We start from the raw sequence: 15,039 nt of genomic DNA, 5'->3' as shown, positions 1-15,039 counted from the left end.
TTTGTACCTTTATGCCCCAATTTTTAAAAATGAAACGAATTTTATTTTCTTTTTTGCTAATTTTTGCATTTATTAATGCATTTGCCCAACCGCCGGGATATTATAACGGAACCGCCGGATTAACGGGCGCTGACCTGAAGACTGCCCTGAGGCTGATCATTACCAATGGCCATCAGGATCATGGATATGGCGGATTATGGACAGCTTATCAGACTACTGATGTTGATAATTTTTATGAAAATGACGGATCTATCCTGGATATCTATTCTGAGAATCCTAATGGAAATGATCCTTACAACTTCACCGTAGGTGCCAATCAATGTGGAAGCTATAACAGTGAAGCAGACTGCTACAACAGAGAACACATTGTTCCCCAAAGCCTTTTTAACGAAGCCAGCCCAATGGTCTCTGATGTCCATTTCATCAGGGCAACAGACGGATGGGTAAATAACAAAAGATCTAATTATCCTTTCGGGAAAGTGGGAACAGCTTCCTACACTTCTTTAAACGGTTCTAAATTAGGAAACTCTGTTTCTTCAGGATACTCAGGGACTGTTTTCGAGCCCATCGATGCTTTTAAAGGAGATGTTGCCAGAATGATCTTTTATTTTGTCACCAGATATGGAGACAGGCTGGCCAATTTTACAAGCTCAAACGGAACCGGAGATATGCTTGGAGGAGTAGATTATCCGGGACTTCAGCAATGGGAGCTTGATCAGCTATTGGCATGGCACGCTTTAGATCCTGTATCTCCATTAGAAATTGCAAGAAACAATGCTTCCTATACTTATCAGGGAAACAGAAACCCTTATATTGACGATCCTAACTTCGTAACCCGCGTTTGGGGAACTACTACAGTAGATACCCAAGCCCCTACCACACCAACGAATTTAGCGACAAACACTCCTACATCCAATTCTATCTCTTTAAGTTGGACGGCTTCTACAGATAATATCGGAGTAGTCGGTTATAATGTATATGTAAATGGTACTTTATATACTTCTGTTTCAGGAACCACTGCAACAGTTTCTGGGCTTGCCCCGCTTACCACTTACAATTTCTACGTTATTGCTAAGGATGCGGCCGGAAATTTATCATCCCAAAGCAATACTTCACCGGGCACTACCCTGGCAGGGCCTGTAGGAGGAAGCTGTGGAACAGAGGATTTTGAAACAATTCCTGCCAACGCCTCTAACTATACAACAAGAACATGGACTAATGCCGGAATTACATGGACAGCTACAGATGCCAGAACAGATCAGACCATCAATGGCAGGGCAATTACCATCCAGAATGGTAATCTTACCAGTTCAGCCATTGCTGGCGGAATCCAAAGCCTTACCTTGACTACACAACTGAAATTCTCAGGCAGTTCCAACAACCTGAATGTTGAAATAAACGGTAATATAGTGGGAACTATTCCTTACAGCTCGACTGCAACCACTACGACAATCAATAATATCAATGTTTCAGGGAATGTAGTGATTAAGATCATAAATCCTGTAGGCTCAAACAGAGTTGCATTGGATGGACTTAGCTGGACATGTGCCACACTAGGAACTTCCGAAACTGCTGCAAAAGAAAAATCTTTCAGTGTTTATCCTAACCCTGTTAAAAACAACGAGCTTTATGTAAAAGGAGAAAACCTGTACAAAATTTCAAAAGCTGAGATCTACGACTTGTCCGGAAAGCTGATCGAAGTGATTGAAAATCCGTTTAAAAATTCCAATAAGATCAGTCTTAAAGGTCTTGCAAAAGGAAACTATATTCTTAAAACAGACAATAATACTACAAAATTCATTGTAGAATAAGAGAAAATATTTTTAATAACGAAGGCCGGTTTTATCCGGCTTTTTTTTATTTTTGAGCTATGGATTCCAATAAAAAATTAGGCTTGATCGGGAGAAACATATCTTATTCTTTTTCCAAAAAATTTTTTGAAGACAAATTTCAGAAATTAATGCTGAAAGATTTCTCCTACGATATTTTTGATACGAAGGAGATCGGGGATGTTGAAGGTCTTTTTTCAGACCCTCAGCTTTTGGGCTTCAATGTAACCATTCCCTACAAGGAAAAAATAATAGATTATCTGGATGATCTGAGTGATGAAGCCCGGCAGATAGGTGCCGTAAATTGTGTTTTAGTCCAGGATGGAAAAAAAACAGGGTACAATACGGACGCCTTCGGATTTGAAAAGACCCTTATGCTTCATAAAAAACCTTACCACAATTCAGCGCTGATTTTGGGAGACGGAGGTGCTGCAAAAGCCGTGAAATATGTTCTGGATAAAAACGGGATCACTTCAAAAACCGTTTCAAGAGCTTCGGAGCTTAATTTTGACAACCTGGATAAGGAAACAGTACGGGAGCATAAGATCATTATCCAGTGTACTCCGGTAGGAACTTTCCCGAATGTGGAAGACTGCCTGAATTTCCCTTTTGAAGGGCTTACAGAAGAACATCTGGTCATAGACCTGATATACAATCCCAATTACACCCGATTTATCATCAATGCGTCTGAAAAAGGGGCAAAAACCGCAAACGGCTATTATATGCTTGAACAGCAAGCAGAAAAAGCTTGGGAAATTTGGAATTTTCAAAAAAAATAACATAAATTAGTGCATTAATTGGCTTTACAGCTATATCAAGGATATTTGCGCCACTCACATAAAAGATTTGCTATGACTACAGAAAACAACCTTTCTGAAAACGAAGAAAAGAAGAATTCTACCGAGGTTCCCCAGGAAGAAACATCAGAAAATACAGCATCTCATGATGAAATTCCGCATGAAGAAGATGCGGAACATTTTGAGGAGCAAGTGAGTGCTGATATTACTCTGCCCGATGCCTTGAAAGAAATGGAAAACATCATCAATTCTGCCAATGCCGGTGAAAACTTCAAAACATTCAATCTACTCAAAGAAAAAGCAAGTCATTACATCCATGATGAAGTAGAAGACAAAAAACACGAATATGTGGAAGCCGGAAATGCTCCTGAAAATTTCAGCTATGAGCATCCCTCGCAGGCTAAATTTTCCGCCTTGATCAATATCTTCAGGGAAAAGCATGATTCTTTCCAGAAAAAGCTCGAAGAAGAGCAAAAGAAAAATCTGGAACACCGCCAAAGCATCATCGAAAGACTGAAAAACCTTTATACAAATTCTGAACCGGGCACCAATCTTTTCAAATCTATCCGGGAAATAAAAGAAGACTGGTCCAAAGCCGGGCAGGTTCCAAAATCCGAGTTCAGGATCCTCAATAACAATTACTTCCATCACCTGAATCAGTTTTATCAGATGCTGGACCTGAATAAAGAGTTTCTGGAGCAGGAATACAGCCATAATCTTGAAAAAAGGCAGCACATTATTGCCCGTGCCAAAGAGCTGGAGAATGAGCCCGTGATCCAGAAGGCCCTGAACGAATTGCAGTATCTTCATAAGCTTTGGAAAGAAGAAGCAGAACCTGTGGCGGAAGAATTCCGTGAAAAAACATGGGAAGAGTTCAAAGAGATCTCCAACAAGATCCATGAAAGAAAATCTGAACTATCCGCTGCCATTGAAGCAGAGCAGAATACCAATCTTGAAAAGAAAAACCAGATCATTGCAGAGATCGGAAAACTTTCGGCACCTTCTGAAACGCCTAACCACAATTACTGGCAGAATGCCATCCGAAAAGTGGAAGATCTGCGTTCAGAATTTTTGAAAACAGGAAGCGTGCCCAGAAAACTTTCCAATCAGAACTGGAATGATTTCAAAACAACTTTAAGAGGGTTCAACACCCACAAAAACAGTTATTATAAATCCCTGAAAGGTTCTCAGCAGACCAATCTGGAAGATAAATTAAAGCTGATCCAGACAGCTAAGGATAATGTGAATAATGAGGATTGGGATATTGCCGTTCCGCTATTCAAAAAACTACAGGAGGACTGGAAGAAAGTAGGACATGTTCCGAAAAGTATGACCAATAAGATCTGGGACGAATTCCGCGATGCCTGTAATGCTTTCTTCAACAATTACAGAGAAAAAAGCAATGCTTCTACAGATAACTGGAAAGAAAACTACAAGCATAAAAAAGACCTTCTTGATGAGCTGAAAACGGTGACCAATGAAGAAGGAAGTATCGAAAGAATTGAAGCCATAAAAACCGCATGGAATAATATCGGAAAAGTTCCGAGAGATAAAATTTCTATCAACACAGAGTTCAATAAGACCTTAAGAGAGAAACTGAAGCTCAATAAAATCAATGAGCTTGAGCTTAAAGAAGAAGGCTTATCCGAAAACCAGCTTACAGACAAAGCCAGAAAAATCAAGAGCCAGATAGCCGATCTTGAAGCAGAGATCGTAAAACTGGAAAACAACCTGGCATTCTTCAACAAGCCGTCAAGAGAAAATCCGTTGTTAAGAGATACTTTCAATACCATTGATGAGAAGAAAGCCCATCTGGAAACCTTAAGACAGAATCTTCACAATATCATTGCAGGAGAAAGTTAATGGTTATGAGTTTGATAGTTGATAGTTGATAGTTGATAGTTGATAGTTGATAGTGAAAATTAAAGAATAGTTTTTATACAAACCATTTTATTTTTTAATTACAAATTTGAGTCAACGAATAAAGGGCAAAAAATAAATGGCTGGACCAATAGAAATGAACTTTGACTTGTTTTAGATAAAAAGAAAAACCAATTGGCTTTAGCCGAAACTTAATATTATTTTGTAAAAAAACCAATATGCAAAAAGAAAAACTTCGCGCCATAAGAAAAAAGAAAGGTTATACCCAGCAGCAGATTGCAGATATAATCGCAACAGATGTGTCTAACTACAGCAGAAAAGAAAGTGGGGATGTGAAGATCATAAAAGATGAATGGGAAAAAATAGCCAATTTTCTGGAAGTTTCAGTAGAAGATATCTATGAAGATGAAGACTCTAAAGTAGTTATTAATAATGAATATAATACCATAAGTGAGAATTCAGGATTTTATAATCTTCTTTACGGTAACAATACCAATTACAACATCCCGAATTCTATGATAGACAACCTGCAGGATTACATTAAACTTCTGAAGGAAGAAAACAACAGCCTTAAAGAAGAGCTAAAGGCTCTGAAAGGAAAGAAATAGATGAAACATCATACACCCGGTTTTGTCATTCCACAGGAATATAAACCCCATTGAGATGTTTTTAGCATGACAAACTGAACGCAAAGAAATTAGCAGGAAGCAACTAAAAAGTCTTTTATCTTTTTTCTTTACTCTTTAAGTCTATACAATTAAAAAATACAAAGGCGAAACAAAGAAATTTGTCTTCGCTTTTTTCATATTATGCAGGACGAACTCTACATCAAAAGATGCATTGAACTGGCTCAAAAAGCTTTGGGCAAAACCTATCCTAATCCTTTGGTAGGAAGCGTAATCGTACATAATGGCAAAATCATCGGGGAAGGGTATCATCATAAAGCCGGAGAAAACCATGCAGAGATCAATGCGATCAATTCTGTTAAAAACAAAGAACTCATCTCGGATTCTACTATTTATGTTTCTCTGGAGCCCTGTGCACATTACGGAAAAACCCCTCCCTGCGCCTTAAAGATCAAAGAACTGGGATTCAAAAAGGTGGTTATCGGCGCAATGGACTCCCATGATAAAGTGAACGGAAAAGGTAAAAAGATCATTCAGGATGCAGGAATAGAAGTTGTTTCAGGTATTCTGGAAAAAGAGTGCATAGAACTCAATAAAAGATTTTTTACTTATCATGAGAAGAAAAGGCCTTATATTATTTTAAAATGGGCAGAATCCGGTGACGGATTTTTAGACAAGGACTTCCAGCCTGTTTCAATTTCCAACTCTTTGGTCAATCAATTTGTACATCAGCTAAGAGCAGATGAACATGCAATTCTCGTAGGAACACAAACCGCACTTAACGACAACCCGGGTTTAACGGTAAGAAACGTTGAAGGAATAAATCCGGTCAGAATATTGATCGATTTTGATTTAAAAGTTCCTGAAAACTTCAAACTTTATAATAAAGAATCCCGAACTCTCATTTTCAATACCATTAAAGAAGAAGTTCAGGATAATATCAAATTGATTAAAATAGAAAGAGAAAATTTCCTGCAAAACTTAATGAATGCCTTATATAGGGAACAAATACAATCTGTCATTATCGAAGGTGGAAAATTTACCCTGCAGCAATTCATTGATGCGGGTCTTTGGGATGAAGCAATTGTCATCAAAAATGAAAATTTAATCCTTGAAAATGGAACAAAAGCACCTGAGTTTGAATTCAAAGCTGCCAGGATTGAGTATTATAGAGATAATTTGATTCAATTTTATAAGAAAGGATAATGCTGTTCGAGTACAAAACCATAGAAAAGCCCATTGAAGATATCCTGTTAAAAGAAAAAGGAAGCAAGTTCATTGGATTTGCTTACCCTGTCAGTAATGAGAACGAACTTAAGAACACTCTGGAAAAAGTAAGAGTCGAACATCCCAAAGCCACTCATCACTGCTATGCTTTCAGAATGGGCCTAAACGGCGAAAATTATCGCGCCAATGATGACGGAGAACCTTCTGGAAGTGCCGGACTGCCTATTTACAATCAGCTACTGGCGAATGAGATCACCAATATACTGGTTATTGTAGTCCGGTATTATGGGGGAACAAAACTTGGAGTATCCGGATTGGTAAAGGCATATAAGGAATCTGCAAAAATCACACTGGAAGAAGCTAATATCATCACCAGGGAACTGGAAACGGAAATAGAAATTCACTTCAATTTCAACCAGCAGAATACCATCTTTACATTACTTTCAAAGTATGACGCTAAAGTTCTCAATTTTGATGCCGATGAAAGCTGCACCCTTACCGCTTCATTGAAAATTGCCCAAAAAGAAAGCATCTCAGACAAATTGTCCGAGATGCAGTATATTACTTTTGAATTTAAAAATTAATCTAAAAAGCAGAAAAGTAAAAGAGCAAATTCGCCTTTTTCCTTACACTCTCTAATCTTTTAATCTTTTAATTTTTTAATCTTTCAATCTTTTAATGATCAAAAGATCAACCTCTTCTTCCTCCCATCAGCAGAGAAGCCCAGTAAAGGAGTTGAGCCAAAGACCCGAGAGCGGCCACCACGTAAGTTCTGGCTGCCCATTTTAAACTGTCCTGAACTCCCACATATTCCTCAGAAGTCACGGTCCCCGTATCCTTAAGCCATTTCATAGCCCTGTTGCTTGCATCATACTCCACAGGAAGTGTCACAAAAGCAAAAAGCGTAGTAAATGCAAACATAAGCACACCTATTGCCAAAACCGTTGTATTCCCGTTAGGATCACTCACAGATTGAGTGGCAGCCATAATACCGATACCTGCAATGAGAACAAACTGCATCAGGTTAGAACTTATATTAACGATCGGAACCAGTTTTGAACGTAGCTGGAGCATAGAGTATCCTACCGCATGCTGTACGGCATGTCCGCATTCGTGGGCAGCTACCGCTGCAGCTGCAGCATTCCTCTGCATATAAACCCCTTCTGAAAGATTTACGGTTTTATTCGCAGGATTATAATGATCTGTCAACTGCCCTGGAACAGAGATCACCTGAACATCTGTGATGCCATTATCCCGCAACATTTTTTCCGCCACCTCCTTCCCGGAGAGGCCGTTTCGCAGATGAACTTTGGAATAATGCTCAAATTTAGATTTCAATCTGGAAGAAACTAGCCAGCTTACCAGCATCGAAATCCCAATAATAAGATAATAACCTGTCATTTTTTAATAAATTTTTTAACCTTTAAGATGTAAAAACTGTGCCAAAGTATTACTTTTTATTATTTATATTTGTTTCTTAATCAGCCTTAGAAAACTATGTCTAAAGTTTCAGTACTCGAAGTAAAAACACGTGACGAATTAAAACAGTTTGTAAAGTTCCCGATGGATCTGTATAAAGGAAATCCATACTACGTACCTTCCTTTATCAACGATGAGATCAATATATGGAATTCGGATGAAAATCCCGCATTACAATATTCAGAATCAAAGCAATACCTTGCCTTCAAAGACAACAAAATTGCCGGAAGGATTGCCGTGATCATTAATCATAAAGAAGAAAAAGAACTTGGCATCCGGAAAGTACGTTTCGGATGGATCGATTTTATTGACGATCCGGAAGTTTCCCAGACTTTGATCCAGAAAGCAATAGATTACGCCAAAGAAAAAAATATCGATAAGATTGAAGGCCCGATGGGATTTACCAATCTCGATAAGGCGGGTATGCTGACCCTGGGCTTTGACAAGCTGGCAACTATGATTGGGATCTACAACCATAACTATTACCCGAAACACCTTGAAAATCTAGGACTTGTCAAAGAAAAAGAATGGGTGGAATTTGAGCTGAAGTTTCCAGAGGTTTTACCTGAAAAAATTCATAAATTCAATGAGCTGATCTCACAGAAATACCATCTCAGGGTTCTAAATTTTAAATCAAAAGAGGAAATTTTAGAATATGTAGATGCTATGTTCGACCTTCTGGACGAAACGTACAAACATCTTTCAACCTACACTCCTATCTCAGACGAACAGCGAAAAACATACAAAGAAAAATATTTCAAGTTAATCGATAAAGATTATATTGTTTGTGTTGTGGATCAAGCCAATCAGCTTATTGCATTCGCAATTACAATGCCTTCCTATTCAAAAGCCCTGCAAAAATCCAAAGGAAAGCTTCTTCCTTTCGGATGGTGGCATTTTTTGAAAGCCGGAAAGAAAAATGACAGGGCCAATTTCTACCTGATCGGGATTCATCCGGAATACCAGAGAAGAGGCGTAACTTCTATTATTTTTAAAGAAATCTGGAAAATTTTCAGAAAAAAAGGCGTAAAATATCTGGAAACCAACCCTGAATTAGAGGAAAATAAAAGTATCCAGCTATTGTGGCAGGATTATGGCCCGGTAAACCATAAAAGAAGAAGGACTTATTCTTTAGAAATCAAATAAATATGTTCAAATTCTTATCCGTAATAGTCTTTCTGGTTTCCGGTTTGCTTTTCTACCAGAATGGGAAAATATTGTCTAAGGAGCCGGTAGATCTTACAACAACATCAGTTTGGAAAGGAATTTCCGACAATAACCAGCTGAAACCAAAATATCAGTATCTGTCCGATCTGAATTTTTACAGCATCACTTACCTGAGTGACGGACAAACCATAAAAGGCATGACCGTTGAGCCTAAAAAGCAGGGAAAATATCCGGTCATCATTTTCAACAGAGGCGGAAACAGGAATTTTGCCCCGCTTAATATTCCTACCCTAATCATGTACACCTCAAAATTAGCGGATAACGGATATATCATTATCGGAAGTAATTATCGTGAGAAAGATGAATTCGGTGGCGCAGAGGTCAATGATGTCCTGTATCTTACCGAAACCGTTAAAGAAATGGAAAACGCAGACCCCAACCGTATCGGCATGTTCGGATGGTCCAGAGGCGGAATGATGACTTATCTGGCGCTTCAGAACACAGATAAAATCAAAACAGCTGTCATTGGAAACGGAGCCTCCGATCTTTTTTCCACCATCACGGAAAGGCCGGAAATGGAGAAAGTTTTTGAAGAATGTATCCCCGGTTATTCGGAGAAAAAAACTTCTGAGCTCCAGAAACGCTCCGCAATCTACTGGCCTGAAAAACTGAACAAGCAGAGCAGTTTGCTGATCCTATGCGGTACAAAAGACCAGCATGTAAGTTATCTCCAGTCCGAAAAAATGGCTGACCGGCTGAGACAGATTGGTTACAATTTCGAGCTTAAAAAATTTGAGACCGATCATTTTTTCTCAGACAAAAAAGAAGAGCTTGATCAAACGGTCATTGAATGGTTCGATCAAAAATTAAAACAGTAGATTTGCTATTGAAAATATGAAACCACAACTTATCATCTTTGGCATTCTGATCGCCGGATTTATTCTGTACAACTTTTTCCTCCGGGCAGAAGATGACAAAACCAATACTATAATCAACATCATCTATGCGAGTATACTTTTCGGATATATTTCGTTTATGGCCTACTCTCTCCTCAAAAAAATGCGAAAATAATCATTATTTTTATTAATTCTAAATTACCGGTTTTTCTAATTTTAATCCCACTTTTAAGGTGATTAATTTCATGCTTTCTTGTTTATTCGCTAAATTTGCAAATTGAGATAATAATGCAAAAATGAATTTACCTGAAAGTTATATTCCAATCCTTATCCAAGCCGGTGTTGCAGTTGCTTTCGTAGCCGTTTCATTGCTTGGCGCACACTTTTTAGGGCCCAAACAGAAAAAAGGAAATTCTGTAAAAAACCAGAGCTGGGAATGTGGAGTTGCCGTAGAAGGAAATGCAAGAACGCCATTTTCCATCAAGTATTTCTTAACAGCGGTATTGTTTGTACTCTTCGATATTGAGATCGTATTTTTTTATCCCTATGCAGTCAACTTCAGAGAATTCGGAATGGAAGGATTCATTGCCGTACTTACCTTCGTTGCTATTTTCTTTGTAGCATTTTTCTATGTTTGGAAACGCGGCGCTTTGGATTGGGATAAATAAAAGGAAATTATGAATTGTGAATTATGGATTTCAAATTCAAAAAATGATTATCCAAAATTTATAATTCAAAATCTAAAATTAAAGAAATGTCAGATAAAAAACCAATAATAAGAACAGATGCACCTGCTCCCGAAGGATATGAAGGAGAAGGATTTTTCGCAACAAAACTGAGCAGTGTGATCGGGATGGCAAGAAAATTCTCTCTGTGGCCGTTACCGTTTGCAACCTCTTGTTGTGGCATTGAATTTATGGCGACCCTGAACCCTACCTATGATGCTTCGAGATTCGGTATGGAAAGAAACTCTTTCTCGCCAAGACAGGCAGATATGCTGATGGTCTGCGGAACCATATCCAAGAAATTAGGGCCGGTACTGAAAGAAGTTTACACCCAAATGGCAGAGCCTAAATGGGTAGTAGCAGTTGGAGCATGTGCTTCCAGCGGTGGTATTTTTGACAGCTATTCCGTATTGCAGGGAATTGATAAAATTATTCCGGTAGATGTGTATGTACCGGGATGCCCGCCAAGACCGGAGCAGATCATTGAAGGAGTAATGCAGGTTCAGGCTCTTGCAGAAAGCGAAAGCATCAGAAGAAGAGACATGCCTGAATACCAAAAACTGTTAGACTCTTACAACATAAGCAACTAGACGGAAATGACAAACGAATTTGTATTAGAAGCAATCACAAGAGAATTTCCGGGATCTGTAATTTCGAGTTCAGAACCTTATGGTATGCTGACCGTGGAAATTAAAAAAGAGGATATCAAAAAAGTAATTCATTACCTTAAAGACTCGTCTTTAGAGATCAATTTCCTTACGGATGTCTGCGGGATCCATTATCCGGAATTCCCGGAAAAAGAAATCGGGGTTGTTTACCATCTGCATAATATGATGACCAATTTCAGGATCCGTCTGAAAGCTTTCATGCCAAGAGAAAACATGGAAATAGACTCTCTTACAGACCTGTATGCAGGTGCTAACTGGATGGAAAGGGAAACATATGATTTTTACGGAATTAAATTCAAGGGACACCCGGACCTAAGACCCATCTTAAACATGGAAGATCTGGGATACCATCCAATGTTGAAAGAATATCGCCTTGAAGACGGTACAAGAACCGACAAGGACGACAGCATGTTCGGAAGATAAAAAGTAATGCAATAAGCAATAAGCAGTAAGCAATAAGCTTAAAGCCTATAGCCTATAGCCTAAAGCATTTTTAATTATGAAAGATAACTCATTATCTAATATACTCAACCAGTACGAAAGTAAGGAGCAAATTGACGGGCAATTGTACACCCTCAATCTAGGGCCTACCCACCCCGCTACTCACGGGATTTTCCAGAACGTTTTAACAATGGACGGGGAAAGGATCCTTCACGCTGAGCAAACGGTAGGCTATATCCACAGGGCATTTGAGAAAATTTCCGAGAGAAGGAATTATGCTCAGATCACTACCCTTACCGACCGTATGAACTATTGTTCCGCCCCTATCAACAACTTAGGCTGGCATATGACGGTAGAAAAACTGATCGGAGTTGAAGTCCCAAAACGCGTAGATTATATGCGTGTTATCCTTATGGAGCTGGCAAGAATTGGAGACCATTTGATCTGTAATGGGGTAACCGGGATGGATTCAGGAGCTATTACAGGCCTTACCTATATGTTCATCGAAAGAGAACGCATCTATGATATGTACGAGCAGATCTGCGGAGCAAGGATGACAACAAACATGGGAAGAATCGGAGGATTTGAAAGAGATTTCACTCCAAGATTCCATGAGCTGATCAAAGATTTCTTAAAAACCTTCCCGCCAAGATTCCAGGAATTCTGTAACCTTTTGGAAAGAAACAGAATTTTTATGGACAGAACCATCGGAGCAGGAGCTATCTCTGCAGAAAGAGCCTTAAGCTATGGTTTTACAGGTCCCAATTTGCGGGCAACAGGAGTAGATTACGACGTAAGGGTTGCAGAACCATATTCTTCATATCAGGATTTTGATTTCATTATTCCGGTAGGAACTTCAGGAGATACTTACGACCGTTTCATGGTTCGTCAGCAGGAGATCTGGGAATCCATTAAAATAATCAAACAAGCTTACGAAAATCTTCCTGAAGGACCTTTCCATGCAGATGTTCCGGATTTTTATCTTCCGGAGAAAGCAGATGTTTATCAGAAAATGGAAGCATTGATCTACCATTTCAAAATTGTAATGGGAGAAACTGACGTTCCTAAAGGAGAAGTATATCATGCAGTAGAAGGCGGAAACGGAGAATTAGGATTCTATCTGGTGAGTGATGGCGGAAGAAGTCCTTACAGACTGCACTTCAGAAGACCGTGTTTCATCTATTATCAGGCCTATCCTGAGATGATCACAGGTTCCGTAATTTCAGATGCGATCGTTACGATGTGCAGTTTGAATGTTATTGCGGGAGAATTAGACGCATAAATTAGAAAAAAGATAAAAGAAGAAAGATAAAAGACTTTCTTCACACTATAAATAAAACTGAATTTAGATCACGAATCAAAAAGTCTTTTCTCTTGGTTCTTTGTTCTTTAATCTATATAAAAAATGAGCGAAACAATAGCTTTTAAACCGGAAAGTTTAGCACAGGTACATAAAATTATCGCGAGATATCCCGAAGGAAGGCAAAAATCTGCCCTTCTTCCTGTTCTGCATCTAGCACAGAAAGAATTCGGGGGCTGGTTAGATGTTCCCGTGATGGATTATGTTGCAGGATTATTAAGCATACAACCCATTGAAGTATATGAGGTGGCTACTTTCTATACCATGTTCAATATGAAGCCTGTTGGCAAATATGTTTTGGAAGTATGCAGAACAGGGCCATGCATGGTTTGCGGAAGTGAAAAAATCCTGGATCATATCAGAACCAAACTGAATATTAAGGACGGGCAGACTACCGAAGATGGTATGTTTACCTTAAAGCCTGCTGAATGTCTTGGTGCATGCGGATATGCTCCGATGATGCAGCTGGGGAAATTCTTTCATGAAAATTTAACGATAGAAAAAGTGGATGAAATCCTTGATCTTTGCAGACAGGGACAAATTGCTTTGGATTAATTAAAATATACGATGAGTAAAAAACTTTTACTTAAAGACGCACATATAGAAGGTATTCGCTATTTTGAAACCTATCGTAAACAGGGAGGTTACACAGCAGCTGAAAAAGCCCTCAAAATGACTCCTGATGAAATTCTTGAAGAAGTAAAAGCTTCAGGACTTCGTGGCCGTGGTGGCGCAGGATTCCCTACCGGGATGAAATGGAGCTTTCTGGCAAAACCGGAAGGCGTTCCAAGACATTTAGTAGTAAATGCAGATGAATCTGAGCCCGGAACCTTCAAAGACAGATACCTGATGGAGTTTCTTCCTCATTTATTGATTGAAGGAATGCTGATCTCATCTTACTGCTTAGGTTCCAATGTTTCCTATATCTACATCCGTGGAGAATATTCATGGATCCCGGATATTCTGGAAGAAGCTATTGAAGAAGCCAAAGCAGCCGGATTTTTAGGCAAGAATATCCTGGGAACCGGTTTCGATTGCGAAATCTATGTTCAGAGAGGAGGTGGAGCTTACATCTGCGGTGAAGAAACTGCATTACTTGAGTCCCTTGAAGGAAAAAGAGGAAACCCAAGATTAAAACCACCTTTCCCAGCTGTAAAAGGGCTTTGGGAAAGACCAACGGTAGTAAACAATGTTGAATCCATTGCAGCAGTAGTTCCGATCATTGATATTACAGGAGCAGAATATGCTAAAATAGGAGTAGGAAGATCTACCGGTACAAAACTGATCTCCGCCTGCGGAAACATTAATAAGCCCGGAGTTTATGAGATCGATATGACCATCACTGTTGAAGAATTTATCTACTCTGATGAGTATTGCGGCGGTATTCCGAATGGAAAAAAATTAAAAGCCTGTATCCCGGGAGGAAGTTCAGTTCCGATCGTTCCGGCTAATTTATTATTGAAAACCGTAAACGGAGAGCCAAGATATATGAATTACGAATCTTTAGCCGATGGTGGATTTGCAACCGGAACCATGATGGGTTCAGGAGGATTTATCGTGCTGGATGAAGATCAGTGTATCGTAGAACATACCATGACTTTAGCGAGATTCTATAATCACGAAAGTTGTGGACAATGCACACCTTGCCGTGAAGGTACGGGATGGATGTACAAAATTTTAAAGAAATTGGAGAAAGGAGAAGGAAAAATGGAAGATATAGACCTGCTTTGGGATATCCAAAGGAAGATCGAAGGCAATACCATTTGTCCATTGGGTGATGCAGCAGCCTGGCCTGTCGCAGCAGCCATCCGCCATTTCAGGGATGAATTTGAATGGCATGTGAAGAACCCGGAATTGTGCCTTACACAAAATTATGGATTAGCACATTATGCAGATCCTATTCCGGCACCTACGGTTTAATCCCTGAATTAAAGAAGACAGAA

At 39.1% G+C, this 15,039-nt stretch carries 16 protein-coding genes; 15 read left to right on the top strand and 1 reads right to left on the bottom strand.

Features of this window, described 5'->3' with window-relative positions; all coding sequences use genetic code 11:
* The first annotated feature begins 29 nt into the window (after nucleotides 1-29).
* The 6 genes from HNP38_RS17135 (at nucleotide 30) to HNP38_RS17110 (ending at nucleotide 6,944) form a co-directional block, all read left to right on the top strand.
* Nucleotides 30-1,811, top strand: a complete 1,782-nt coding sequence (locus HNP38_RS17135) for an endonuclease (RefSeq protein WP_184191861.1) — start codon at nucleotides 30-32, stop codon at nucleotides 1,809-1,811.
* A gap of 59 nt (nucleotides 1,812-1,870) precedes the next feature.
* A complete protein-coding gene (locus tag HNP38_RS17130; protein WP_184191858.1) occupies nucleotides 1,871-2,608 on the top strand; it encodes a shikimate dehydrogenase family protein in 738 nt (245 codons plus the stop codon).
* Nucleotides 2,609-2,680: 72 nt separating this feature from the next.
* Nucleotides 2,681-4,489 carry a DUF349 domain-containing protein gene (locus HNP38_RS17125; protein WP_184191856.1) on the top strand — a complete coding sequence of 603 codons (1,809 nt, stop codon included), beginning with the start codon at nucleotides 2,681-2,683 and terminating at the stop codon, nucleotides 4,487-4,489.
* A gap of 236 nt (nucleotides 4,490-4,725) precedes the next feature.
* Nucleotides 4,726-5,115, top strand: a complete 390-nt coding sequence (locus HNP38_RS17120; protein ID WP_184191854.1) for a helix-turn-helix domain-containing protein — start codon at nucleotides 4,726-4,728, stop codon at nucleotides 5,113-5,115.
* A gap of 201 nt (nucleotides 5,116-5,316) precedes the next feature.
* Nucleotides 5,317-6,339 (top strand): bifunctional diaminohydroxyphosphoribosylaminopyrimidine deaminase/5-amino-6-(5-phosphoribosylamino)uracil reductase RibD, encoded by a 1,023-nt coding sequence (ribD, locus tag HNP38_RS17115; protein ID WP_184191852.1) that lies wholly within the window; start codon nucleotides 5,317-5,319, stop codon nucleotides 6,337-6,339.
* On the top strand, nucleotides 6,339-6,944 hold the full coding sequence (locus HNP38_RS17110) for an IMPACT family protein (protein ID WP_184191850.1): 606 nt from the start codon (nucleotides 6,339-6,341) through the stop codon (nucleotides 6,942-6,944). Before ribD ends, HNP38_RS17110 begins: the two co-directional genes overlap by 1 nt.
* Nucleotides 6,945-7,050: 106 nt before the next feature.
* On the opposite strand, the gene HNP38_RS17105 is transcribed toward HNP38_RS17110, so the two are convergent.
* Nucleotides 7,051-7,761 (bottom strand): zinc metallopeptidase, encoded by a 711-nt coding sequence (locus HNP38_RS17105; RefSeq protein WP_184191848.1) that lies wholly within the window; start codon nucleotides 7,759-7,761, stop codon nucleotides 7,051-7,053.
* A 96-nt stretch (nucleotides 7,762-7,857) separates the two neighbouring features.
* Here HNP38_RS17105 and HNP38_RS17100 point away from each other — a divergent pair, with 96 nt between their 5' ends.
* The 9 genes from HNP38_RS17100 to nuoF all read left to right on the top strand — a co-directional run bounded on the left by HNP38_RS17100 (nucleotide 7,858) and on the right by nuoF (nucleotide 15,016).
* The gene (locus HNP38_RS17100; RefSeq protein ID WP_184191846.1) at nucleotides 7,858-8,985 is read left to right on the top strand and encodes a GNAT family N-acetyltransferase; all 1,128 of its coding nucleotides are present in this window, start codon (nucleotides 7,858-7,860) and stop codon (nucleotides 8,983-8,985) included.
* Nucleotides 8,986-8,987: 2 nt separating this feature from the next.
* A complete protein-coding gene (locus tag HNP38_RS17095; RefSeq protein ID WP_184191844.1) occupies nucleotides 8,988-9,884 on the top strand; it encodes an alpha/beta hydrolase family protein in 897 nt (298 codons plus the stop codon).
* Nucleotides 9,885-9,900: 16 nt separating this feature from the next.
* Nucleotides 9,901-10,077, top strand: coding sequence for a hypothetical protein (locus HNP38_RS17090; RefSeq protein ID WP_184191842.1), 177 nt, complete (start codon nucleotides 9,901-9,903; stop codon nucleotides 10,075-10,077).
* A 121-nt stretch (nucleotides 10,078-10,198) separates the two neighbouring features.
* The gene (locus tag HNP38_RS17085) at nucleotides 10,199-10,570 is read left to right on the top strand and encodes an NADH-quinone oxidoreductase subunit A (RefSeq protein ID WP_184191840.1); all 372 of its coding nucleotides are present in this window, start codon (nucleotides 10,199-10,201) and stop codon (nucleotides 10,568-10,570) included.
* An 86-nt stretch (nucleotides 10,571-10,656) separates the two neighbouring features.
* The gene (locus HNP38_RS17080; RefSeq protein ID WP_184191838.1) at nucleotides 10,657-11,217 is read left to right on the top strand and encodes an NADH-quinone oxidoreductase subunit B; all 561 of its coding nucleotides are present in this window, start codon (nucleotides 10,657-10,659) and stop codon (nucleotides 11,215-11,217) included.
* A 6-nt stretch (nucleotides 11,218-11,223) separates the two neighbouring features.
* Nucleotides 11,224-11,718, top strand: a complete 495-nt coding sequence (locus HNP38_RS17075) for an NADH-quinone oxidoreductase subunit C (RefSeq protein ID WP_184191836.1) — start codon at nucleotides 11,224-11,226, stop codon at nucleotides 11,716-11,718.
* A gap of 76 nt (nucleotides 11,719-11,794) precedes the next feature.
* Nucleotides 11,795-13,018, top strand: a complete 1,224-nt coding sequence (nuoD, locus tag HNP38_RS17070) for an NADH dehydrogenase (quinone) subunit D (protein ID WP_184191834.1) — start codon at nucleotides 11,795-11,797, stop codon at nucleotides 13,016-13,018.
* Nucleotides 13,019-13,141: 123 nt separating this feature from the next.
* The gene (gene nuoE / locus HNP38_RS17065) at nucleotides 13,142-13,651 is read left to right on the top strand and encodes a complex I 24 kDa subunit family protein (protein WP_184191832.1); all 510 of its coding nucleotides are present in this window, start codon (nucleotides 13,142-13,144) and stop codon (nucleotides 13,649-13,651) included.
* Between the two features lie 12 nt (nucleotides 13,652-13,663).
* Entirely contained in the window at nucleotides 13,664-15,016 is a 1,353-nt protein-coding gene (gene nuoF / locus HNP38_RS17060; protein WP_184191830.1) for an NADH-quinone oxidoreductase subunit NuoF, read from the top strand.
* Nucleotides 15,017-15,039 lie beyond the last annotated feature (23 nt).

This window comes from Chryseobacterium defluvii (assembly GCF_014204415.1).
Taxonomy (GTDB): Bacteria; Bacteroidota; Bacteroidia; order Flavobacteriales; family Weeksellaceae; genus Chryseobacterium; species Chryseobacterium defluvii_A.
This window is presented reverse-complemented; position numbering and strand designations above follow the sequence as displayed.